We start from the raw sequence: 21750 nt of genomic DNA, 5'->3' as shown, positions 1-21750 counted from the left end.
AGGCCAAATCGGTATGATGCATCCATGACAGCCCGGACAGATGAGCCGCCCCGCCCCACCTCCGCGCACGGCGCGGGGACGGGGGCAGCAGTGCCGGCTGCTGGCCTTCCGCGCGAGTACCTCCACTCCGCCCTCGTCGATAAGCTCGGGCTGGCCGTCGTGACGGGGCAGTTCGCGCCGCACGCCGTGTTGCGGATCGAGGAACTGGAGGAACGCTACGGTGTTTCACGTTCGGTCATCCGCGAGGTCATCAGGGTTCTGTCATCCCTGGGGCTGCTGGCGTCGCGGCGCCGCCTGGGCACGGTGGTCCAACCCGCGGCGGCCTGGAATCTCTATGACCCGCATGTCATCCGGTGGCGTCTGGCCTCAAACGGCCGCATCGACCAGCTGCGCAGCCTCGGCGAGCTCCGCTCCGCCGTCGAACCCCAGGCCGCCAGGTTGGCCGCGCAGCGTGCCAGTCTTGCCGACGCCAGCGTTCTGGTGTCGCTCTCCGCGCAAATGTGGGCAACGGGCCACGATTCCAACATTGCCGAATTCCTCAAGCTCGACGTCCTTTTCCACGCAAAGGTGCTCGAAGCGTCCGGCAATGAAATGTTTGCCCAGCTCAACTCCCTCGTGACCGAGGTCCTCCAGGGCCGCATTGAGCACGGGCTCATGCCGCACATCCCCAACCACCAGGCCATGGAGTTTCACGTGGACGTTGCCAATGCCATCCAACGGCACGACGGCGACGCGGCGCAGATGGCGATGACACGGATCGTGGAGCAATCCATGGATGAGATGGGCGTCATTTGGGAAGACGCGCAGCGGCCCGCCGCCGGGGACCACCCCTCCCCGTAACACGGCCGCTACGCCCACGGGCTACCCTTAGACCCATGCGCGAACTTCAGGCTCAGATCATTGCAGAACTTGGCGTCCAGCCCCGGATCGACCCGGCAGCGGAAATCACCCGGCGCGTGGATTTCCTCAAGGACTACCTCAAGGCCACCGGAACAAGGGGCTATGTGCTGGGCATCAGCGGCGGGATCGATTCCACGCTGGCCGGCCGCCTGGCACAGCTCGCCGTGGAGTCCCTGGCGCGGGAAGGCGTCGAGGCGGACTTCATCGCCGTCCGCCTGCCCTACGGCGTCCAGCATGATGAGGACGACGCCTGCGCCGCCATGCGCTTCATCCAAGCCAAGACGGAGCGCACCTTCAACATTGCCCCGGCCGTGGATGGCTTCGAGGCCGAGTTCGCCAGGACCGCCACGGAGGACGTCACCGACTTCAACAAGGGCAACATCAAGGCCCGCTCCCGCATGATTGCCCAGTACGCGCTGGCCGGGCACAACAACCTGCTGGTGGTCGGCACCGACCACGCCGCCGAATCCGTGACCGGCTTCTTCACCAAGTTCGGCGACGGCGGCGCGGACATCCTGCCCCTCTTCACCCTGAACAAGCGCCAGAACCGGGCGCTGCTGCGCGAACTTGGCGCCCCCGAACAGCTCTGGGCCAAGGTTCCCACCGCCGACCTGCTGGACGGGACGCCCGGCCGCACCGACGAGGACGAACTCGGCATCAGCTACGAGGAAATCGACGACTACCTGGAGGGCCGGGACATCGGCGGGGGGCCGGCGTCGGCCATTGAGCGGCGGTACCTGCAGACCAGGCACAAGCGAACCACGCCGGTGTCCCTGCTGGACACGTGGTGGAAGTAGGGCAGCAGGGACGCCGGCTGCGCGTATATTTCACAGTGTAGGACCCCTGAACCCGGGCTCCACGTCCCGGCAACGAAGCCGAAAGGTGAACACCATGAACGTCACTGAGGAATTCCGCGCGGCGCGCAACAGGCTGCTGGAACTGCGCCTGGACAATGCCCGCGCCCAGCGGGAGTTCACCTGGCCGGCGTTCACCGAGTTCAACTTCGCCCTCGACTGGATCGATGCCATCGCCCGGGACCCCGCCACCGGCGGCAACCCCGCCCTGGTCATTGTGGAACAGGACGGCTCCGCCACGCGCCGCAGCTTCCGGGACCTGTCCCTGCGCTCCAACCAGGTGGCCAACTGGCTGCGGCACAAGGGCATCCGCCGCGGCGACCACATGGTCATCATGCTCGGCAACCAGGTGGAGCTGTGGGAGCTCATGCTGGCCTGCATCAAGCTTGGCGTCGTCATGATCCCCACCACCACCATGATGGGCCCGGCGGACCTGCGCGACCGGGTGGAGCGCGGCGCGGCGCGGTGGGTCGTCACGCGGACCGACAACCTGGCCAAGTTCGCCGACGTCCCCGGCGACTACACGCTGGTGGGCATTGGCGGCGATCCAGACGAAATGGCGGCCGGCCGCCCCGTGCTCAACTACGCGGACGCGTCCGCCAGCCCGGTGGCCTTCACCCCGGGCGGGCCAACCAGGGCCGACGACACCATGCTGCTTTACTTCACCTCCGGCACGACGTCCAAGGCCAAGCTCGTGGAGCACACGCACACCTCCTACCCCGTGGGCCACCTCTCCACCATGTTCTGGATCGGGCTGGAACCCGGCGACGTCCACCTCAACGTCGCTTCGCCCGGATGGGCCAAGCACGCGTGGTCCAACGTGTTCACGCCATGGATCGCCGAGGCCTGCGTCTTCGTCTACAACTACACGCGCTTCGATCCCAAGGCCCTCATGGCGCAGATGGACGCCGAGCACGTCACCAGCTTCTGCGCCCCGCCCACCGTGTGGCGCATGCTCATTCAGGCCGACCTGACGCTGCTCAAGTCCCCGCCCACCAAGGTGGTTTCCGCCGGCGAGCCGCTCAACGCCGAGGTGATCGATCAGGTGGAACGCGCCTGGGGGCAGCTGATCCGGGACGGCTTCGGCCAGACGGAGACCACCGTCCAGGTGGCCAACACGCCCGGCCAGCCCATCAAGGTCGGTTCCATGGGCCGGCCCCTGCCGGGCTACGACGTGGTCCTGCTGGACCTGCTCACCGGGGAGGAAACGGACGACGGCGAGCTCTGCCTCCGCCTGGACCCCGCCCCCGTGGGGCTCACCAAGGGCTACTATGGCGACCCCGCCAAGACGGCCGAGGCGTTTCGCGGCGGCTACTACCACACCGGCGACGTGGCCAGCCGGGACGAAAATGGCGTCCTGACCTATGTTGGGCGCAGTGACGACGTCTTCAAGTCCTCCGACTACCGGCTCTCCCCGTTTGAGTTGGAGAGCGTGCTGATCGAACACCCGGCCGTGGCCGAGGCCGCCGTGGTCCCCTCCCCCGACGAGCTGCGCCTGAATGTGCCGAAGGCCTACGTGGTGCTGGCCGCCGCCTACGAGCCCAGCGACGAGCTTGCCGGAGCGATTTTTGCGTTCTGCCGCGAACACCTGCCGGCGTACAAGCGGATCCGCCGGTTGGAGTTTTCCGAGCTGCCCAAGACCATTTCAGGAAAGATCCGGCGCGTGGAACTGCGGGCCAACGAAGAAGCGCGCCATGGCACCGGTTCCGCGCAGGCGGCGACGGGCGCGCCCGCTCCCGACGGTCTGGGCCGGGAGTATTCAGATTCCGAGTTCCCGGCGAACTGACACCAGGACGCTCCTTCAGTTATGGCAATAAAAAGCGGGACGCTCCTTCAGCTGGTGAGGGAGCGTCCTGCTTTAAGCCGTCAAAGCTGCAGGAGCGTTGTGGAAAAACGCCCCGAAGCTGCAGGAGCGTTGTGGCCGTCGGGAGTCCGGTCCATCACCACTTGCACCGCATAACTTGATAGCTTGGGAGTTGTGAAGATTGCTACCTGGAATGTGAACTCGCTACGCGCCCGGGCCGACCGCGTCGAGGGCTGGCTGCGCCGCACCGACGCCGACGTTCTGGCCATCCAGGAAACCAAGTGCAAGGACGAGAACTTCCCTTGGGAGCTCTTTGAAAGCAACGGCTATGAAGTGGCCCATTTTGGCGTGAGCCAGTGGAACGGCGTGGCCATCGCATCCAAGGTGGGTCTGACGGACGTGGAGCGCACCTTCACCGGCCAGCCGGCGTTCGGCAAGGGTGGCAAGGACCCCGTCCAGGAAGCGCGGGCCATCGCCGCCACCTGCAACGGCGTGCGCATCTGGAGCCTCTACGTGCCCAACGGCCGGGCGCTGGACGACGAGCACATGCCGTACAAGCTGCAGTGGCTGGACGAGTTGAAAAATCAGGCCGCCGGGTGGCTGGCGGAAGACCCCAACGCCCAGATCGCGTTGATGGGCGACTGGAACATCGCACCCCAGGATGACGACGTCTGGGACATCGACTTCTTCATCGAGCAGGGCCTGACCCACGTCAGCGCCCCCGAGCGCGCGGCGTTCGGCGCCTTTGAAGCAGCCGGGTTCTCCGACGTCGTACGCCCCCTGCACCCGGGTCCCGGCGTCTATACCTATTGGGATTACACGCAGCTGCGCTTCCCCAAGAAAGAGGGCATGCGCATCGACTTCGTCATGGCCTCCCCCACCCTGGCCGCCCGGGTGGTCGGGGCCGAGATTGACCGCGAGGAGCGCAAGGGCAAGGGCGCCTCGGACCACGCGCCCGTGGTCGTGGAGCTGGGCTAGGCCATGCTTAACGGGCTGTATTTGGGCGGGGTGCAGCTGCCGTTCGTCTCCAGCCTGCGCGTCTACCTGCCCCGCGAGGCGTACACGCCCGAACAGTTCAGCTACGTGCGTGGGCGGCTGGACGAGCGCCAAAACGCCGTCACGGTCGATGCCCAGGAGCTGGCGGATTCACTGGGCCGGGTCAGCCGGTCCACGGCCAACCCGCTGCCGACGCCGGCCGTGGACCGGGTGCGCGTGTTTCAGTCGGGCGAGGATGCGCCGCTGCTTTACGCCCCCAACCAAGTGGTGGCGCGGTCCATCTCCGCCACCACGGAGCTCCTGAGCGGGCCACTGGCCCCGCTGGCCAGGCTGGTGGTGCCCGACTCCGAATGGGACCTCCATCTGGAACGCATGGAAACGGCCCCGGTGCCCGGCGCCTCGCTGCAAACCCGCACGTCCACGTGGGGCATCCCGTTCAGCTGGTTCACCCTCGTCTACGCCAATGACCGCATGGAAGTGGTGGAGGCCAACGGCCGCGTGCTGACCGTGCGCATCCAGGTTCCGCTGCCCCTGGCGGTGGAACGGTCCGGCCGGACCCTAAAAATGCTGGCCGAGATGGCCCCGGACCTGGACTTGTTTGAGGAGCTCGACGAGCTGCACGACTGGCTGGGGGCGTTCAGCGACCACGGGATGGTGGAACTCGACTACGGCCCGGTCGCCAACCGCGTGCACCCGGACGACTCGCCCGCCGACGTCCACGCCGGGCTGCAGTGCCTGGCCGACGGCGACCTCACCGGCGCCGCTGCCGCCTACCGCCGGCTGGCCCGCCGCTGGATGCCCATCCGCCAGCTGGCCCGCGCCAACTGAACCCTGCTTCCGGCGATTGAACCTGTCGAGGTTTCGACGTGCCCGCAGGGCCCGTCCCCAGGCGCTCCCACCGCTCGCAGGCTCGCGGCGGGTCCCTCGCGCCCGTGGGCCCAGCTCGACCACCGGAACGGCCTCGATCACCGGGGCGCGGCGGTGCTGTGCCGCACGATGAGCTCGAACGGCATCAGGGTGTCCCGCGCGGCGCCGACGGCACCGCCGAGTTCCGCCAGCAGCATGGTGGCGGCGGCGCGGCCGTGGTTCCAGGGCTGTTGGGCAATGGTGGTCAGGCCTGCGGGGGCCGAAAAGTCGTGATCGTCGATCCCCACGATGGACAGTTCCTCAGGAACGCGGATGCCGCGGCGCTGGGCTTCAAACATCGCCCCCAGCGCCATTTCATCCGAGCCGCAGAAAAGCGCGGTGGGCGGCTCCCCGGGCGCGTCAAAGACCTGCACGGCGGCCCGGACCCCTTCGGCGACCGTGAAGTCGCCGGCCGCGGCCCACTCGGGCCGCAGTTCCAGCCCTGCCCCGGTCATGGCGGCCTCAAACGCCAGGGTGCGCAGGGCCGGAACCTTGAAGTTCTTCTCATCCTGGACGCCGCCGCGCAGGTGCCCGATCCGCCGGTGCCCCAGCCCGATCAGGTGCTCCGTGGCGGCCGTGGCGGCCGCGGCGTCGTCAATGTAGACGCCGGGGCAGCCGTCCACGGGGCCGCCAACCGAAAGAAGGGGGATTTCCGTGTGGTGGAGTCGGCGCAGCTCCTCCTCGGAGAGGCCCAGTGACAGCACCAGCAGCGCGTCGATCTGCTTGCGGACCATGCTTTCGGTGAAGCTGCGCTTTTGTCCGTGGAGGTAGCCGCCGAGGCTGAACAGCAGGAGGTTGTAGCCGTGCTCCCGAAGCACCTGGTCGATCCCCTCGATGGCGTGCCCAAAGTACCAGCGGTCCACAAACGGGACCAGCACCCCCATGGTCCGGGTACGGCCCGTGGCAAGCCCGCTTGCCGACGGCGAGGGCACGTAGCCCAGTTCCGCGGCGACCGCGATCACCTTGGCCCGGGTGGCCGCGCTGACCCGCGGCAGCCCGCGCAACGCGCGCGACACCGTGGCCGTCGAGACGTGCGCCCCCGCGGCAACATCGTCGATGCTGACACCCATTTCGCCCCTCCCCTCCACGCCGGCTCGCCGGGTTCCTTTCCGCTCAGCGGGGACGCCGTGCCGTGCGGGCGGGCAGTTTCCGGCGGAGCCTGACCATTCCCCACAGGCCCAGCACCAGGGCCAGCAGTCCCATGGCCCACAGCAGGGCCGGCTGCCCGGTCACCTCCATCCAGACCGTGACGGCCAGGACCACCAGGGCCCAGAAGCCCAAAAATCCGATGATCAGGTCGAAGTCCTCGCCGCTGCGCTGCCGGGAGGCCGGGGCGTGCAGCCCCGAACCCTTCTGTCTGCGGCTACCCAATTACTTCACCGCCCCGGCGGTCAGTCCGGCGACGATCTTGCGCTGGAACACCAGCACCAGGATCACCAGCGGAATGGTGACCACGGTTCCGGCCGCCATGACGGCCGTGTACGGCTCCTGGTGGGGCTGGGAGCCGGCAAAGTAGGCGATGGCCACGGTGACCGTCTTGGTTGCCTCACTGGAGAGCTGGCTGGCGATCAGGAACTCGTTCCAGGCCCCGATGAAGGCCAGGATGGCCGTGGTGAAGACGGCCGGGGCGGCCAGCGGCATGATGACCTTGCGGAACGCCTCGCCCTGCGTGCAGCCGTCGATCCGCGCCGCCTCCTCCAGTTCCCACGGCATTTCGCGGAAGAAGGACGTCAGCGTGTAGACGGTCAGCGGCAGCACGAAAGAGATGTTGGGGATGATCAGCGCCTGGTAGGTGCCCATCCAGCCGATGTTGGTGAACAGCTGGAACAGCGGGGTGACGATGGCGACGCCCGGGAACATCGAGGCCCCCAGCACAAAGCCGAGCACCAGGAACTTGAAGCGGAACTCCAGCCGTGCCAGCGCATAGGCGGCAAACACGCCGAACAGCAGGGCCACTGCCGTGGTGACGCTGGAGACAATCAGCGAGTTCAGCAGGTTCTGGGCGAAGTGGTTGCCCAGTTTCTCGGAAAACACGGTGGTGAAGTTGTCCCAGGTGACGTGCGTGAACCAGGGGGTGGGATCAAAGGTGTAGCCCACGTCCCGGAAGGCGGTGACCAGCATCCAGTAGAACGGAAGCAGGCACCAGATGAGGATGATCGCCGCGCTGATGTAGGTGCGCGAGCTGGCCCAGCGCTCCCTCCTGCGGGCAACGGTCTTTGCGGTGGTCGGATCAAGCGTTGCAACGCTCATCTCACTTCACCTTCCCCGAGTTGGTGGCCGATTCGACGGCGTTCGCCCCGAGGAAGCGGACAAAGATGAACGCCACAATGAAGATGATCAGGAACGTGATGGTGGACAGTGCCGCGGCTGAATTGAAGCCGATCCGGATCTGGTTCACCACCAGGATCGACAAGGTGGTGGTGCCGTTCGCCCCCGCGGTCATGATGGCGGGGAGATCGTACATGCGCAGCGCGTCCAACGTGCGGAACAGGATCGCCACCATCAGGGCCGGCTTGACCAGCGGCAGGGTGATCTGCGTGAAACGCTGCCAGGCCGTGGCGCCGTCGACCTTGGCCGCCTCATACACCTGGTCCGGGATCATCTGCAGACCGGCCAGGATCAGCAGTGCCATGAAGGGCGTGGTTTTCCAGACGTCGGCGATGATGATGGCGGCGCGGGCGGGGACCTCGGAGCCGGTCCACAGGATGGAGGTGTGGAACAGCGTGTTGGCGATGCCGTCAAAGGCAAAGATGAAGAACCACAGCTTGGCCGTCACTGCGGTGGGGATGGCCCACGGCACCAGCACGGCCGCGCGCAGGGCGCTGCGTCCCCGGAACGTCCGCGACATGATGATCGCCATCCAAAAGCCGATCACCGTTTCCAGTGCCACGGTGATGACGGTGAGCAGGAACGTGGTGCCGGTGGCGGACCAGAACTGCGAGCCGAGCGTGCCGGCCGGGCAGGACGCCTGGCCGCTTGGAGTGTTGCATTGCTGGAGGATCCAGTGGACGTAGTTGTAGAATCCGGCAAAGCCTCCGGCCACGAAGGAGCCCGTCACCGGATCCAGGCCTGCGTCCTTCTGCAACGACATGATGATGGCGTCGATGACCGGGTACACGATGACGATGCCCAGCACGATCATCGACGGAATGATCAGCAGCGCCGCCGCCCGGCCCTGTGTCTTTTGCTTCCGGTCCTGCCCGACTTCCTTGTTCTCTGGTCCCGCTGGCCCCTCGCCTGTCGACTTCTTGCCGCGACGGGTCAGCGGCTCCGCTTGCATTGACATGCCCTCGTCCTTTCCTCGGGTGCCGCCTGCATGGGTGGTTGGGAAGAACGACGGCGGCCCGGGCACCCAGGTGCCCGGGCCGCCGTCGTCCTTGTTTGGCGCCTGCCGGCTGGCCGCGGCAGGGCTTCGGCTTACTGCGAGCCGGCCGCCCCCAGGGCCGCCTGCATGTCGGTCAATGCCTGGTCAACGCTCTTGTCGCCCTTCAGGGCGGCGTACGCGTTGATTTGAACGGCCTGCGTCACGGCCGGGTAGAACGGCGAGACCGGCCGCGGCACGGCGTTCTTGATGGACGTCAGCAGGACAGGAAGGTAGGGCAGCTGCTTGACGAGGTCGGCGTCGGCATACAGGTCCTCCCGGACCGGGGCCAGCGAACCCTGCGTGGCGTAGAACTTCTCGGTTTCCTCGTTGGTCATGAACTTCATGAAGTCCATGGCCGTTGCCTTGTGCTTGCTGTAGACGCTCATGGCGATGTTGTGCCCGCCCAGGGAGGACGCGCCGGGTCCGTCCTTGCCGGGCAGCGGGGCGATGCCGAACTTGTCCTTCACCATGGACGACCCGTCAGTCTTGGCCAGGTTGTAGACGTACGGCCAGTTGCGCATGAACAGCAGCTTGCCGGCCTCAAACGACTGCCGGCCCTGCTCCTCCTGGTAGGTGATGGCCTGCTTGGGAATGTTGCCGTCCTTGAAGGCCTGGACCAGGTTGGTCAGCCCGGCCTTGGCCTGCGGCGTGTTCACCGCCGGCTTGCCGTCCTTGTCCACGATGACGCCGCCGGCGGTGTTGATGGCCTCGGCCACGTTGACCGTCAGCCCCTCATATTGGGCGAACTGGCCTGCGTAGCAGTCCATGTTGTTCTTTTTGGCGATGGGGCACATGCCCATCATCTCGTCCCAGGTCTTGGGAGGGGTGGGCACGAGGTCCTTGCGGTAGTACAGAATGCCGCCGTCGGACGTCTGCGGGGCGGCGTAGAGGGTGCCCTTGTAGGTTGCGGTGGCCACGGTCGCCGGCAGCATCCCGGCGGTGTCAAAGGCCGTCTTGTCCTTCAGCGGCTGCAGCCAGCCCTTGGCCGCGAACTCGGCCGTCCACACCACGTCCACGTCCACCACATCGTAGCTGGCGTTCTTGGCTTGGAAGTTCTGGACCAGGTCGTCGTGCTGCTGGTCCGCCTTGTCCGATTGTTCCTTGAAGGTGACCTGCTCATTCTTGTGGGCCGGGTCCGCATTCCATTTGTCCACGAGCGGGCGGACGACATTCGAGTTGTCCTTGCCCTGGACATAGGTAATGGGTCCGCGCCCGTCCAGGTTGGCGCCCGCATCGCCGCTGAGCCCGCCCGCGGACGAGCCGCCACCGCTGCCGCCACCGCCACAAGCGGCCAGCGTCATCGCCAGGACCGATACTGCCGCCAGGGAAGCAAACTTTCTTGAATGTCTCATTCCACGCTCTTTCCCATCAGTGAGAACGTCCCATCGCTAAAACGTTCAATCGTGAAAATGTCCGGCCTGTGGAACCGCCGGCATCTGGTGATGTGGATCACTCTAAGCATCCGGCGCGGGGAAGTGCAAGCGCTTACGCAAAATTGTGACCAATTCATTACTGAATCCCGTGCCCCACATTTTTGCCGTTTCCCGGGACTGGGGGTTGCGGGCGTTCCGGGCAGCAAAAAGGGGAGGGCGGCCGGCGTCCAGTGTCCTGGACGCCGGCCACCCTCCCCGATGCGGGCGGGGGCCTACTTGTCGTGCTTGAAGAGGCCTGCGATCTTGGCGCCGAGGCCCTTGACGTTTTCCGCGGCGTCCTCGGCGAAGTGTTTGACGTTTTCCGCGGCGTCCTCGGCAAGCTCCCGGACGTTTTCCCCCGCGTCCCCCGCGAAGTCCTTCGCCTTGGCCGTGGCGTCCCCGGCGAAGTCCTTCGCCTTTTCCGCAGCATCACCGGCGAAGTCCTTCGCCTTTTCCGCAGCACCACCGTCGAGGTCCTTCGCGGAGTCCAGTGGATTTCCTGAATTGTTCTCGGTCATGCGTTTCTCCCTGTCGTCGTACTTTTGCGCCCCAGGCGTGCAATGCACCCGCGGGTGATGGGACCAAAGACTAGCGGACGCGTTCGGCTTTCGTGAACCGCGCCCTGGCTCCGGATCCGAGGCTGACCAGCACCGGGACCTGCACGCCCAGCAGCGCATCCAGGGCGTCGACGAGCGAACCGATGTCCGCGGCAATTTCATGGGGCGCAACGCCTTGGCGCGGAAGGACACGGACCCGGACGGCCGGATGGCCGCGGAAGTCATAACTCGTCACGGAGACGCCCAAAAGGTCGCCGCGCTCAAGCAATGCCGCCTTCAGCGACTGTTCCGCGACAGCACTGCTGAGGACCACCTTCCCCGCTGCGCCGTCGTCGGACGCCACACCCTCGCGCTGGAAGAGGATGTTGGTCCGCCCCTTGCCCTGGTTGGCCACCCAGGACACCATGAAGATGACCAGCACCAGCAGACAGGCTGCCACGACCAGCCAGATCCAGCTTCCGGTCCCCGGGGCCAGGCGGGTCCGGGCGGCGAGGCCGCGGAGGGCCGCCACCTGCGCACCGGCCCACGCCTGCCACCGGAAGGCCAGGGACGGTGCCGCGGCGAGGGCCGCCAGTGAAGCTCCCAGGGCCAGCAGCACCAGTCCGGTGAGGGCCAGCACCACACGGTTGAGGCCGCGGGGCGTGCCGTTCATACGCCGATCACCCCGGTCCCGGACAGCTTGACCGTGACTTCCGGGGCTGGTTCCAGCGCCATGTCCGCCAGTTCCGCCTCGACGGCGGCGAGGATGTGGGATTCGGACAGGCGGATGCCGGACGTGGGGCGGACGTTGACCTGCACCGTCCTCGCCGAAACCACTACCATGACCTGTTCGCGTGTGACCCCGGCAGCGAGCCGTGCCCGGCGTGCCAGCGCCGAGGCGATGACTTCATCGTCCACCACGATGGCCACGCGGGGGTCCGCGATGGTGTGGCGGGCGCGGCGGCCCGGCAGCACCGCATGGCCCAGAAAGACCAGGCCCAGCAGGAACAGCAGGACCCCGATGGCACCCAGCAGCACTGGCGAGATCCCGTCGGGAAGACGGGACAGGCGGTCGGCGGCCGTGAGCGGGTCGATCAGCCAGGGCGGCTGCCCCACAGCGCGCAGTATGGCCTCCAACAGGCCGTAGACCGCCAACACCGTGATCAAGATGGCGGCGACCACGGACAGCGGGGCACGCGACGAATGGCTTTCCCTCGTGAGGATGCGCTCTGTCAGCCGGCTCACTGGACCCGTCCCTCATCCGTGGGCTGGATGCCGGAAATTCGAATATCGACCCTGCTGAGCTGAGATCCCGTCAAGTGTTCCACCTGGGCCAGGATGCCCAGCTTGGCCGCCGTGGCCCGGTCCGCAACCGTGCCGCCGGTGCGGGCAACCCGTTCCGGACGCTGCCGCACAGCGCCCAGGGAGGGGACGCTGATGGGTGAGGCGACAGACAGGGCCAGGGACCCGGCGTCGTCCGCCCACGACACGCGCACGGACGACGGCGCGACGTCGAAAGCTTCCGCCGCGGCCGCCCGGGCCACGGAGGTCAGGGCCTGGGTGCTGATCCGGGTGTGCCCCGACAGCTCGCGTCTGGTGCCCACGGCCGTGACCGTCACCGTGACGAACGCCGGCCGGTGAGGGCGTCGAGCACCCCGCGCCAGTCCAGCCTGCCTCCGGCCGCCCGGCCCACGAACGCGCCGACGGCGATGAATAGGGCACCAATGATGAAGCCCCAGAAGCCGTAGCTGAACGCCATGAAGGCGAGGAAGGCTCCGAACGCCGCGCACACCACTGTCAGGCTCACAGCTGCCCCTCGTTCGCTGCGGGCGGGACGGCGGCCGGCAGGTTGGCTGCCGGCGTGCCCCCTGCGGGCCTGGCTGCGGTGGAGAGGCGCTCGGCCAACGTTGGCCGGGCCTGCTGCCTTTCCGGTTCGGCGGAGGGAATGTAGACGTCCGTGATTTCGATGTTCACTTCGATGACGTCGCGGCCCACCAGGCCCTCGACGGCACTGTATACGGCAGCCCGGACGGCGTCGGCCAGCTCCTGCAGCGGGTAGCCGTAGATCGCCACCAGGACCAGGTCAACCGCGACCTGCGATTCGCCCACCTCGACGCGGACGCCCTGGGTCAGGTCCGTGGCGCCGACCACGTCCCGCAGCGCGCCGATGGAACGCGATGCGCCGGAGCCGAGGGCGTGGACGCCGGCAACGCCACGGGCGGCAACGCCCACCACCTTCGCGACGGCCGTGTCCGCGATGATGGTCCGGCCCTGCGCCGGGTCCGTCGCCGCGGGAAAGGGTGGCGGTGCCGACAATGCGTGAGGTGCTGGTGGCTGCTGGCTTGGCCCGTCCATGAAAGCTCCTTGGTCCGTATATCTTTACGGTAAGCCTATGCACCCAAAAGTTGGGGGGCAACGTTGTGGCGGTTAAAGCAGAAAACCCCTTATTGCTAAGGGGTTTTGTGGTGGCTCCGACCGGCGTCGATCCGGTGACCTTTCGATTTTCAGTCGAACGCTCTACCAACTGAGCTACAGAGCCTTGGTGAACTGCGAAAGCCTTTGTCACCGGATTTCCCGGAATTCATTCCAGAAAACCTCAGCGACCCTGACGGGACTCGAACCCGCGACCTCCGCCGTGACAGGGCGGCGCGCTAACCAACTGCGCTACAGGGCCATGCATTAATACTGCTTTTGTGCTGCTTTTCTCACGCATTCACGCGAAATTCACGAGTAATAGCTTACCAGCCTTTCGGGGCCGGAAATACCACCTGCTCGCAAAGTACCCCCAACGGGATTCGAACCCGTGCCGCCGCCGTGAAAGGGCGGTGTCCTAGGCCGCTAGACGATGGGGGCATCGTCACTCACGTCCAGCCCACAGTTGCCCGTGTGCCGTCCGCAGTGGACTTGAAAAACTATAGGGCCTATTGGTCCAGAACACAAAACGGGCCCCGGTGAAGTGCCCCAGCGCCTGGGCGTGCGGTGAACACTAGGCTTGTCGCATGAACCGCGACCCGCTGGCGTCAATTCCCTCCTTTGGCCCGTTCCGCATGGACGCGTCCGAATTTGACGCCGCCGTCGAGGACGCACTGGCCCAAATTCCCCTGGACATCAGCGCCCGGATGGACAACCTGGTGCTCTTCGTCGAGGACGATTACATTCCCCGGCCGGGTGACGATCCCGACACCGTGCTGCTGGGCCTGTATGAGGGAACGCCCTTGACGGAGCGGGACTCCTGGTGGGGGTCCGGCTCGCTGCCCGACCGCATCACCGTCTACCGGCGGCCCATCCTTGGCCTGTGCTCCTCACGCGAACAGGTCATCCACGAAGTCACGGTGACGGTGGTACACGAAATCGCCCACCACTTCGGCATCAGCGACGCGCGGCTGCACGAGCTGGGTTGGGGATAACGGTTTTGTGCTAAACCACGAAATAACACCATTGTTGTTACACCGATGTTATTCAAGTGGCTGGTGTTACTGGTGTTGCCAAAGCGATCCATGGGGCCGTAATGTCGGGAGTGCTGTGTAGATTTATGCGCTTTTCAAGCGCGCAACGGGCATAAACCGGCGCCCAACATTTACCGAACCGAGTGGCAATGAGGTCTTCAGCATGCGCATTTCCTTCGTGATACGCGGGACAACCGCCTTTGCCTGCGCGGCACTGGCCACCACCGCCGTGCTTTCACCTGCCGCGGCGGCCCCCGGCCAGGGCGCGCTTCCCGCGGTGTCCGTTCCGGCGTCGTCCTTCGGCAGCTTTGCCATGGCCCCCGCCATCCCCAGCGCGGACGACATTGCCAAGGCCAAGAAGTCCGAGGCCGCAACGGCGGCTGAATCGTCGAAGATCGAGGCCATCCTCAGCTCGTCCAGCGACCGCCTCCAGGGCTCGCTCACCGGCACCCTCCGTGCAAACAACGCCTACACGGATGCGCTGGTCGCCCTGCAGCAGCGCCAGGCGGATGCGCAGGCCGCCAAGGGCAAGGCGGCGGCGGCCGCCAAGGAATACCAGACCGCCAAGTCCCAGCTCGGGCATTTGGCAGGGAACCTCTACAAAAACGGCGGGCTCAACCTGAGCATGCAGGCGTTCCTTGGCAGCTCGAGCGCCGACGACACCATGTACCAGGCCTCCACGCTGATGGCGCTGTCCACCGAACGGGCCAACACCTTCGACTCGGCCGCGGCAGCCTCCGCAACGTCCGCGGCACTCCAGGCGCAGGCAACCGCAGCCCAAAAGGCGGCGGACCAGGCAGCCAAGACTGCCGCGGATTCAAGGCAGGCCGCACAATCCGCCACCGACGCCTTGACGGCAGCGGTCAAGGAAAACCAGGTCCAGCGCGACGCCCTGCTCCAACAGCTGGCCACCTTGCACCACAGCACCGTTGCACTGGAGGGCGCACGCGTCGACGGGCTGGAGCGTCAGGCCCGGGAGGCCGCCCTGGCCCAGCAGATCAAGGAATCCGCAGCCGCCCCCGCACCGGCCGCCCCCGCCGCACTGGTCGCCGAGGGCCAAGTCAACGCGGGGAACAACGGCGCCGGCGCCCAGCAGCCCACGACGGCTCAGGCGGCACCCGCACCTGCGCCCGCTCCGGCTGCGGCACCCGCGCCTGCGCCCGCTCCGGCTGCGGCACCTGCTCCGGCGCCCGCTCCCGCTCCCGCTGCGGCACCTGCTCCGGCACCCGCGCCTGCTCCCGCTCCGGCACCCGCGCCTGCTCCCGCTCCAGCACCGGCGCCTGCTCAGCCGTCCGGGTCATATATTCAGGTCATGGTCAACTACGCCATGGCCCAGAGCGGCAAGTCGTACCAGTGGGGCGGCACCGGAAACCCGGGATTTGACTGCTCCGGCCTCGTCATGAAGTCGTTTGCAGCGGCCGGAATCTCCATCCCGCGCACGGGAACCGCCCAGTTCTGGGGAGCCCCGAATCATAACGTGCCGCTTTCCCAGCTGCGGTATGGCGACCTGCTCGTTTTTGACGAGTACCCTGCTGGCTCCGGCCAGTTTGGCCACATTGCCATCTACATCGGAAACAACCAGGTGGTGCAGGCGCTTTCCCCCGGCTACCCCCTCGGCGTGTACTCACTCGCAGACATGGCAGCAGGGGGAATGAGCCTGTACGGGCGCGCCGCCCGGTACTGAGCGCCTGGACGCCCGCTCACCGAACGTACAGCTGCGGCGACTTGGCGCCCCCTGGAAAGCATCGCCGCTCACCGAACGTACAGCTCCGGCGAGCTCGCAGGCCCTGTGGCCGCCTGAGCTGTACTGTCGGCGAAATTTCCACCAGCCAAGGGAGCGTTTAGCATGCAAGCCCCGGAGCTGAAGGAGCGTCGGATCCCGACGGCTCGACCACTGCGAAGGGTCAGGCTTGCAAAAGCGGGCCAAACGCCGCGCGGTCGTCCTGGCGCGGATCCTCGCGGTCCCTGACCACCATGATCGGCCCCTTGGCGTGGTGCCGCACGCCGTCGGTGGTCGAACCGAGCATCATGCCGGCAAAGCCGCCGCGGCCGCGGGTGCCCATAACCAGCAGCTCCGAGGTTTCCGAGGCCTTCACCAGGACGTCCACGGCTGAACCCTCCACCAGCTTCACCTCTACGGGCAGCTTTGGAAAGTGGTTCCGCAGCCATTTCTCACCGGCGTCGAGCTGCGTCTGGATCTCGGCAAAGAGCTGGTCACGGTCCACGGGGGCCGGCATCCATGCGAGGGATCCCGTATACGGCTGAACGGCGCAGATGATGCGCAGCGTCGAGCCCGAACGCTCCGCCTGTTCGGCCGCCACCAGCACCGCGTAGCGAGCCTGGTCGGAGCCATCCACCCCCACCGTGACAACTTTTTCAATCACCGGCGCAGCAGCCTCGGGTCCCGTGCCTTCACCCAAGCGCGGCGCGCAACTCAACGGCACGGTGACAGTGGGGCATTTCGAATGTGCCGGCAGCGCCGAGCTCACGCTGCCCAAAAGGCGGCCAAGGAAACCGCCGCGGCCGCGGGTCCCGAACACCAGCAGTTCGGCTGTCTCGCTGAATTCGAGGAGGACCCCGGCGGCGTCGCCGTTTTCGACGCGGGCATCAAGTTCCACGTCCAGGTGCGCCACTTTCGCAGCCGCCTCGCGGAGGACGGCCTCCGCGCCTTGGCGGATGACGTCGTCGTCCACGGTGGCGTAGCCGCCGTCGAGTCCTGAGGCGGCGAAGATGGGCACGGTGTAGGCGGTAACCAGGTGGAGTGGCGATTTCCGAGCCTTCGCCTCGCGGGCCGCCCACACCACGGCACAGTTGCTCTGTTCGGAACCGTCAACGCCCACAACGATTCCGGTGGGAGCGGGAATGGGGTCGGGCTGGGCAACCGGGGACGTTTGCTCTGGACTGCTCATGCTGGGCCTCCTTATATAGGTGGCCTGAAGGGGTGCCGAGCAATGCTGCCGCCACCCCCTCGAGGCCTGTATCTGTGACTATTGTCCCTCCTGGTTGGTGCGTCAAGTTACCGGCGCCGGGCGGCTGGGGGGTGGCGCCGCTGCTGTTCCCAGGCCGCAATTCCCGCCACCGCGGAGGATCCTGGGGATACGGGCGCCTGCCCGGACGCGCTTTTGCGCCGGGCCGGCCTGCCGCGCCATGGCAGGCCACGTTTGTCCATCCACAGGTCTTTGCCTGCCCCTACCCAGGCAACCGATTGTTCGGTAGGGTTCGAGAAGTGAGCCGGTAGGCACCGCGAGTATCGAGACACACATTCGGACCGCACGCCCGGCTGATCATTAACGGCACAGCCCGCTCCCGGGCCGCTGCCGCGCGACATTTCTCCTACCGTTCGAGGAGGCACCGCCATGACGGCTGCGCCACAAACCGCTGCACCTCAGACTGCTGCGCCACGAACCGTGCCCGAAATCGTCTTGGCCGCGGAAGCCACCACCACCATCGTGATTGGTTCCGGCTTCTCCGGGCTGGCAGTGGCGGCAGAGCTGAACCGCCAGGGCATCAAGGCCATCGTGGTGGACTGCCCCTCCCACGCCCACGGCCCGGCTGCCCCGGCAACAGGCGGCATCAGCCTGGACGCCATGGACGAGAGGACTGAAATCCTGCGGCTGCTCGAACACTATGCCCACCGACATGAACTGGACATCAGGCACGCCACGCGGGCGTTGAACGTCAAGCACACCCCGGCAGCAAACCCCGCGCAACACCAGTGGGAGGTCCAGACGGCCACCGGAACCCTGACAGCACACAGCATCGTATTCACGCGCGGTGCACTGAACCAACTGCGGCGCATGCTGCACAGCGCGGGCATCAGCACCGGTCAGGGCCTCGGCGTCGCCATGCAGGCGCTGGGGCTTTATCTGGTGGGTGTGGGAGAGCTTGTCACCCCCACCACGTCGGATATATTGCACCAGGCCAAACGCGCCGGGCAGTCAATCTCCATGCGGGTGGCTTCGCGCCGTGCCGCTGCCACGGCAGCCACGGCAGCCACGGCAGCCACGGCAGCCAGGGCCTAGGCGGCAACCCAACCCCGCACGCAAGTGCGCCGGTCAGTCGGCCTGACCGAGCCTGCGGCGCGCCACCACGATCATCGCGATGACCACCACAACGAGCACGCCGATCAGGCCAAAGACGCTCCACGGAATGCCGCCGCTGTCCGCCACGGGCTGCGCGGCGGCTTCGCTGACCTGCTGCGCCGACCGGGCGGGCCCCGCGACGGCGCCCGCTCCGGCCGCCGCCTTGGCCGTGAACGTAAATGTCCCCTCCACAGGGTGCGAATCGGAGGACACCAGCCGCCAGTCCACGGTGTACTTGCCGGCGGGGGCGCCCGGCTTCAGTTCCTGCGTTGCCACGTTGTCCAGGACGGAGACAGCACCCAAGGCCCAGTTGGCGCCACCCGCATCCAGTACCTTGACCTGCGCGCCAATGGCGGCCGGGGTGTTGCTCATGGTCAGCGTCACGGCCCGTGGAGCGGTGTCCACGGTGGCTCCCTGGGCAGGAGACGTGGCCTCCAGCTGGTCGTGTGCCTGCGCCGCGGCCGGACCGCCCAGCAGTGCGAGCAGAACGACGGCGGCACCGGCCAGGGCGCGCCAGGCTGCGGAGGCGCCGCGGCGGCGGACAGCAACGCGCCGGGCGTCGGCAACGCCGCGTTCTTGCCGGCCGGCACGACGTCCCGGTGTCATCTTCGTCTCATCCGGGCGGCGCAGGACAGGAAAATTCACGGTGCTTGTTCCTTGGCTAGACAACTGGCGATCGAACCCCACCCTAGCGGAGGAAGGTGGCGGCATCCGCGGAACCGTGGGCAGTTTCGCGCCCCGGCGCGTCGGCCAAACACGTGGGCCGGCGAACGGCGTCGTGCCTGGGATTCGAGCCAAAGCCCGAACAGGCCGAAGGTGGCGGGAACTGATTGGGGCTAGTATTTTCTCGACTGGACTATCCCCCTTTTCTCTTTGCCCCGGAGGGCGCCATATGGCAATCGAGACGGCTACCCGCCTGTCTGCGGTAGACAAGTATTTCAAGATCACCGAGCGCGGCTCGAACTATTCGCGCGAGATCCGCGGCGGTTTCGCGACGTTCTTCGCCATGAGCTACATCGTTGTCCTCAACCCACTGATCCTGGGAGGGGCGGATTCCTCCGGCGCCGTGTTGGGCCCGGCCCGCGTGGCGGCCATGACCGCACTGGTGGCCGGGCTGCTGACCATCATCATGGGCGCCTGGGCGAAGCACCCGTTCGCGCTGGCCACCGGCCTGGGTGTGAATGCGTTCGTGGCCGTCACTGTTGCCTCCCATCCCGGCCTGACGTGGCCGGACATGATGGGCCTGGTGGTGCTCTCCGGCGTCACCATGTTCATTCTGGTCCTCACCGGTTTCCGGACCGCCGTGTTCAATGCGGTGCCAGCCGGGCTGAAGACGGCCATTGTGGTGGGGATCGGGCTGTTCATTGCACTAATCGGCCTGGTCAACGCCGGCTTTGTGCGCCGCATCCCCGACGTCGCCGGCACCACCGTCCCCGTGGGTCTGGGCTTTGACGGCAAGCTGCTCGGCTGGCCGACCCTGGTCTTTGTGGTGGGCCTGGTGCTGACCATCGCACTGGTGGTCCGCAAGGTCAAGGGCGCCATCCTGATCGGCATCATCGTTTCCACCGTCCTTGCCAACATCCTGCAGGCCGTCTTCAACATCGGTCCCAGCTTCGACGGCAAGACTGCCAACCCCGAGGGCTGGTCCCTCGTGGTGCCGCATTTCTCCGGGCTGACCCCGCCGGACCTGAGCCTGTTTGGGCAGGCCAACCTGTTTGGTTCGTTCGCCAACCTGGGCTCCTTGGCGGCCCTGCTGCTGGCGTTCAGCATCCTGCTGAGCATCTTCTTCGACGCCATGGGCACCATGGTGGGCCTGGCCAACGAGGCCGGCACCGTGGATAAGGACGGCAACATCCCCAACGTGGACCGCGTGCTGCTCGTGGATGCCTTCGGCGCCATCGCCGGCGGCGGCACCTCGGTGTCCTCCAACCAGATCTTTGTCGAGTCCGGTGCCGGCATCGGCGAGGGCGCCCGCACGGGCCTGGCCTCGGTTGTCACCGGGCTGCTGCTGATCGTGGCCATGTTCTTCACACCGCTGATCTCCCTGGTCCCGTTCGAAGCCGTGGCACCGGCCCTGGTGGTGGTTGGTTTCATGATGGTCTCCCAGGTGGGCAAGATCGACTGGTCCGACTGGGGAATCGGCATCCCGGCGTTCCTGACGTTTACGCTCATGCCTTTCACGTACTCGATCGCCAACGGCCTGGGCGCCGGCTTCATCGCCTATGTGCTGATCCGCCTGTTCCAGGGCCGCGCGAAGGACATCCACCCGCTCATGTGGGCCGTGGCCGCCGCGTTTGTGATCTTCTTCGGGATCGGACCGATCGAGCAGGTCTTCGGCATCAAGTAGTCCCCAGCTCCGCCCCTGCCGCGCGTCAAGGCGGCGTCTGCCATCACAGACGCCGCCTTCTCCGTGCGGGTGGCATTTCGCGCGACCGTGCTGTTGTCTGGAACCATGGACTTCACTTCGCTGACCGTCGACACCGCCCCCGCTCACTGGACCGGGAGGAACGACGGCGACGGGCCGGCCCACCGCCGCTGGTGGCAGGCCGTCGCCACCCCGGCCACGGCCGTGCCGGATTCCTCCGCGGCTTCCCCCGGCCCGGGCGCGCTGCTGGGCTTCTGCTCCGACGAGGGCGTGCGCCGCAACAAGGGCCGGCTCGGCGCAGCGGCGGCACCGGCGGCCATCCGCGCCGCGCTCGGGTCCCTCGCGTTCCACGGCGCCCGCGCCGTGACCGACGTGGGTGACGTGGTGGTGGCCGGGGAGTCCCTGGAGGACGGCCAGGCCCGGGCCGGCCGCGTCCTCACTGCCTTGCTCGACGCCGGACAGCTCACCTTTGTCCTGGGCGGCGGCCACGAGACGGCGTTTGCCAGCTACCTCGGCGTGGCGGGGACGGCCGCGGTGGCCAACGGCGCCCGGCTGGGCGTACTGAACCTGGACGCGCACTTTGACCTGCGCGACGCGCCCGTCCCAAGCTCCGGCACCCCGTTCCTGCAGATGGCAAAGGCCGAAACCGCCGCCGGACGCACGCTGAACTACGCCGTCGTCGGCATCAGCGAGCCGAACAACACCCGCGTCCTTTTCGACACCGCGCACGACCTCGACGTGAAGTACCTCCTGGACGAGGACTGCTCCGCTGAGCGGACGGCCGCCTTTGTGTCCGCGTTCCTGGAAACCGTGGACATCGTGTACCTGACGATCGACCTGGACGTGCTGCCGGCCGCCGTGGCGCCCGGCGTGAGCGCCCCGGCAGCCTACGGCGTGCCGCTGCCTGTCATCGCCGCCGTCTGCCGCCAGGTTGCTGCGAGCGGCCAGCTGTTCCACTTCGACGTGGCGGAGCTGAACCCGGAGTTCGACGTGGACAACCGCACGGCCAAGGTCGCCGCCCGCCTAGTTGACACCCTGCTCCGCTAAGCCCGGGCCGGCCTCGGAGCCGGCATTTTTTGTAGTCC

At 67.0% G+C, this 21750-nt stretch carries 23 protein-coding genes and 3 tRNA genes; 10 read left to right on the top strand and 16 right to left on the bottom strand.

Going from position 1 to position 21750, the window contains the following annotated elements; translation table 11 throughout:
* The first annotated feature begins 24 nt into the window (after positions 1-24).
* The 5 genes from DMB86_RS03390 to DMB86_RS03370 all read left to right on the top strand — a co-directional run bounded on the left by DMB86_RS03390 (position 25) and on the right by DMB86_RS03370 (position 5382).
* Positions 25-840, top strand: a complete 816-nt coding sequence (locus DMB86_RS03390) for a FadR/GntR family transcriptional regulator (protein WP_113716550.1) — start codon at positions 25-27, stop codon at positions 838-840.
* A gap of 35 nt (positions 841-875) precedes the next feature.
* On the top strand, positions 876-1697 hold the full coding sequence (gene nadE, locus DMB86_RS03385; RefSeq protein ID WP_113716549.1) for an ammonia-dependent NAD(+) synthetase: 822 nt from the start codon (positions 876-878) through the stop codon (positions 1695-1697).
* A 94-nt stretch (positions 1698-1791) separates the two neighbouring features.
* Positions 1792-3540, top strand: coding sequence for an AMP-binding protein (locus DMB86_RS03380; RefSeq protein ID WP_113719310.1), 1749 nt, complete (start codon positions 1792-1794; stop codon positions 3538-3540).
* A 192-nt stretch (positions 3541-3732) separates the two neighbouring features.
* A complete protein-coding gene (locus tag DMB86_RS03375; protein WP_113716548.1) occupies positions 3733-4536 on the top strand; it encodes an exodeoxyribonuclease III in 804 nt (267 codons plus the stop codon).
* 3 nt (positions 4537-4539) lie between these two features.
* On the top strand, positions 4540-5382 hold the full coding sequence (locus DMB86_RS03370; protein WP_113716547.1) for a DUF8083 family protein: 843 nt from the start codon (positions 4540-4542) through the stop codon (positions 5380-5382).
* A gap of 137 nt (positions 5383-5519) precedes the next feature.
* Here the strand turns inward: DMB86_RS03370 and DMB86_RS03365 are convergent, their stop codons facing one another.
* The 14 genes from DMB86_RS03365 to DMB86_RS03300 all read right to left on the bottom strand — a co-directional run bounded on the left by DMB86_RS03365 (position 5520) and on the right by DMB86_RS03300 (position 13625).
* A complete protein-coding gene (locus tag DMB86_RS03365) occupies positions 5520-6530 on the bottom strand; it encodes a LacI family DNA-binding transcriptional regulator (protein WP_113716546.1) in 1011 nt (336 codons plus the stop codon).
* A gap of 43 nt (positions 6531-6573) precedes the next feature.
* Entirely contained in the window at positions 6574-6831 is a 258-nt protein-coding gene (locus DMB86_RS03360; protein WP_113716545.1) for a hypothetical protein, read from the bottom strand.
* Complete coding sequence (locus DMB86_RS03355; protein WP_113716544.1) at positions 6832-7710, bottom strand: carbohydrate ABC transporter permease; 879 nt, start codon at positions 7708-7710, stop codon at positions 6832-6834.
* A gap of 1 nt (position 7711) precedes the next feature.
* Positions 7712-8746: a carbohydrate ABC transporter permease gene (locus DMB86_RS03350; RefSeq protein WP_113716543.1), complete on the bottom strand. Its 1035-nt coding sequence runs from the start codon at positions 8744-8746 to the stop codon at positions 7712-7714.
* A 131-nt stretch (positions 8747-8877) separates the two neighbouring features.
* The gene (locus tag DMB86_RS03345; RefSeq protein ID WP_113716542.1) at positions 8878-10176 is read right to left on the bottom strand and encodes an ABC transporter substrate-binding protein; all 1299 of its coding nucleotides are present in this window, start codon (positions 10174-10176) and stop codon (positions 8878-8880) included.
* A gap of 293 nt (positions 10177-10469) precedes the next feature.
* A complete protein-coding gene (locus DMB86_RS03340) occupies positions 10470-10754 on the bottom strand; it encodes a Synuclein (protein WP_113716541.1) in 285 nt (94 codons plus the stop codon).
* A 70-nt stretch (positions 10755-10824) separates the two neighbouring features.
* Positions 10825-11445, bottom strand: a complete 621-nt coding sequence (locus tag DMB86_RS03335) for a hypothetical protein (RefSeq protein WP_113716540.1) — start codon at positions 11443-11445, stop codon at positions 10825-10827.
* On the bottom strand, positions 11442-12017 hold the full coding sequence (locus DMB86_RS03330; RefSeq protein ID WP_113716539.1) for a DUF6286 domain-containing protein: 576 nt from the start codon (positions 12015-12017) through the stop codon (positions 11442-11444). The genes DMB86_RS03335 and DMB86_RS03330 overlap by 4 nt, the downstream gene beginning before the upstream one ends.
* Positions 12014-12376, bottom strand: a complete 363-nt coding sequence (locus tag DMB86_RS03325; RefSeq protein ID WP_227878573.1) for a hypothetical protein — start codon at positions 12374-12376, stop codon at positions 12014-12016. Before DMB86_RS03325 ends, DMB86_RS03330 begins: the two co-directional genes overlap by 4 nt.
* Before the next feature lie 11 nt (positions 12377-12387).
* On the bottom strand, positions 12388-12579 hold the full coding sequence (locus tag DMB86_RS03320; protein WP_113716537.1) for a hypothetical protein: 192 nt from the start codon (positions 12577-12579) through the stop codon (positions 12388-12390).
* Complete coding sequence (locus tag DMB86_RS03315) at positions 12576-13127, bottom strand: Asp23/Gls24 family envelope stress response protein (RefSeq protein ID WP_113716536.1); 552 nt, start codon at positions 13125-13127, stop codon at positions 12576-12578. Before DMB86_RS03315 ends, DMB86_RS03320 begins: the two co-directional genes overlap by 4 nt.
* A 108-nt stretch (positions 13128-13235) precedes the next feature.
* A tRNA-Phe gene (locus tag DMB86_RS03310) sits at positions 13236-13311 on the bottom strand.
* 61 nt (positions 13312-13372) lie between these two features.
* Positions 13373-13446, bottom strand: a tRNA-Asp gene (locus tag DMB86_RS03305).
* A gap of 106 nt (positions 13447-13552) precedes the next feature.
* Positions 13553-13625: transfer RNA gene (locus DMB86_RS03300), tRNA-Glu, on the bottom strand.
* A gap of 146 nt (positions 13626-13771) precedes the next feature.
* Between DMB86_RS03300 and DMB86_RS03295 the strand changes: the two genes are divergently transcribed.
* Together DMB86_RS03295 and DMB86_RS03290 are read left to right on the top strand one after the other, a co-directional pair.
* A complete protein-coding gene (locus tag DMB86_RS03295) occupies positions 13772-14179 on the top strand; it encodes a metallopeptidase family protein (RefSeq protein WP_113716535.1) in 408 nt (135 codons plus the stop codon).
* A 202-nt stretch (positions 14180-14381) separates the two neighbouring features.
* Positions 14382-15902 carry a C40 family peptidase gene (locus tag DMB86_RS03290; protein WP_113716534.1) on the top strand — a complete coding sequence of 507 codons (1521 nt, stop codon included), beginning with the start codon at positions 14382-14384 and terminating at the stop codon, positions 15900-15902.
* A 220-nt stretch (positions 15903-16122) separates the two neighbouring features.
* On the opposite strand, the gene DMB86_RS03285 is transcribed toward DMB86_RS03290, so the two are convergent.
* Positions 16123-17127 (bottom strand): universal stress protein, encoded by a 1005-nt coding sequence (locus DMB86_RS03285; RefSeq protein WP_113716533.1) that lies wholly within the window; start codon positions 17125-17127, stop codon positions 16123-16125.
* Between the two features lie 447 nt (positions 17128-17574).
* On the opposite strand from DMB86_RS03285, the gene DMB86_RS03280 reads away from it, so the two are divergent.
* A complete protein-coding gene (locus tag DMB86_RS03280) occupies positions 17575-18240 on the top strand; it encodes an FAD-binding protein (RefSeq protein ID WP_113716532.1) in 666 nt (221 codons plus the stop codon).
* A gap of 33 nt (positions 18241-18273) precedes the next feature.
* Here the strand turns inward: DMB86_RS03280 and DMB86_RS03275 are convergent, their stop codons facing one another.
* Positions 18274-18945 (bottom strand): copper resistance CopC family protein, encoded by a 672-nt coding sequence (locus DMB86_RS03275; RefSeq protein WP_227878572.1) that lies wholly within the window; start codon positions 18943-18945, stop codon positions 18274-18276.
* Between the two features lie 247 nt (positions 18946-19192).
* Here DMB86_RS03275 and DMB86_RS03270 point away from each other — a divergent pair, with 247 nt between their 5' ends.
* Complete coding sequence (locus DMB86_RS03270) at positions 19193-20647, top strand: NCS2 family permease (RefSeq protein WP_113716531.1); 1455 nt, start codon at positions 19193-19195, stop codon at positions 20645-20647.
* A 105-nt stretch (positions 20648-20752) separates the two neighbouring features.
* Positions 20753-21712: a formimidoylglutamase gene (gene hutG / locus DMB86_RS03265; protein WP_113716530.1), complete on the top strand. Its 960-nt coding sequence runs from the start codon at positions 20753-20755 to the stop codon at positions 21710-21712.
* The last annotated feature ends 38 nt before the right edge of the window (positions 21713-21750 follow it).

This window comes from Arthrobacter dokdonellae (assembly GCF_003268655.1).
Taxonomy (GTDB): Bacteria; Actinomycetota; Actinomycetes; order Actinomycetales; family Micrococcaceae; genus Specibacter; species Specibacter dokdonellae.
This window is presented reverse-complemented; position numbering and strand designations above follow the sequence as displayed.

Coding starts and splice junctions, on each gene's coding strand:
- nadE (WP_113716549.1), top strand. CDS start 876: ATGCGCGAACTTCAGGCTCAGATCATTGCAGAACTTGGCGTCCAGCCC.
- DMB86_RS03355 (WP_113716544.1), bottom strand. CDS start 7,710: ATGAGCGTTGCAACGCTTGATCCGACCACCGCAAAGACCGTTGCCCGC.
- DMB86_RS03340 (WP_113716541.1), bottom strand. CDS start 10,754: ATGACCGAGAACAATTCAGGAAATCCACTGGACTCCGCGAAGGACCTC.
- DMB86_RS03270 (WP_113716531.1), top strand. CDS start 19,193: ATGGCAATCGAGACGGCTACCCGCCTGTCTGCGGTAGACAAGTATTTC.
- DMB86_RS03370 (WP_113716547.1), top strand. CDS start 4,540: ATGCTTAACGGGCTGTATTTGGGCGGGGTGCAGCTGCCGTTCGTCTCC.
- DMB86_RS03295 (WP_113716535.1), top strand. CDS start 13,772: ATGAACCGCGACCCGCTGGCGTCAATTCCCTCCTTTGGCCCGTTCCGC.
- DMB86_RS03280 (WP_113716532.1), top strand. CDS start 17,575: ATGACGGCTGCGCCACAAACCGCTGCACCTCAGACTGCTGCGCCACGA.
- DMB86_RS03285 (WP_113716533.1), bottom strand. CDS start 17,127: ATGAGCAGTCCAGAGCAAACGTCCCCGGTTGCCCAGCCCGACCCCATT.
- DMB86_RS03380 (WP_113719310.1), top strand. CDS start 1,792: ATGAACGTCACTGAGGAATTCCGCGCGGCGCGCAACAGGCTGCTGGAA.
- DMB86_RS03390 (WP_113716550.1), top strand. CDS start 25: ATGACAGCCCGGACAGATGAGCCGCCCCGCCCCACCTCCGCGCACGGC.
- DMB86_RS03335 (WP_113716540.1), bottom strand. CDS start 11,445: ATGAACGGCACGCCCCGCGGCCTCAACCGTGTGGTGCTGGCCCTCACC.
- hutG (WP_113716530.1), top strand. CDS start 20,753: ATGGACTTCACTTCGCTGACCGTCGACACCGCCCCCGCTCACTGGACC.
- DMB86_RS03290 (WP_113716534.1), top strand. CDS start 14,382: ATGCGCATTTCCTTCGTGATACGCGGGACAACCGCCTTTGCCTGCGCG.
- DMB86_RS03365 (WP_113716546.1), bottom strand. CDS start 6,530: ATGGGTGTCAGCATCGACGATGTTGCCGCGGGGGCGCACGTCTCGACG.
- DMB86_RS03350 (WP_113716543.1), bottom strand. CDS start 8,746: ATGTCAATGCAAGCGGAGCCGCTGACCCGTCGCGGCAAGAAGTCGACA.
- DMB86_RS03315 (WP_113716536.1), bottom strand. CDS start 13,127: ATGGACGGGCCAAGCCAGCAGCCACCAGCACCTCACGCATTGTCGGCA.
- DMB86_RS03345 (WP_113716542.1), bottom strand. CDS start 10,176: ATGAGACATTCAAGAAAGTTTGCTTCCCTGGCGGCAGTATCGGTCCTG.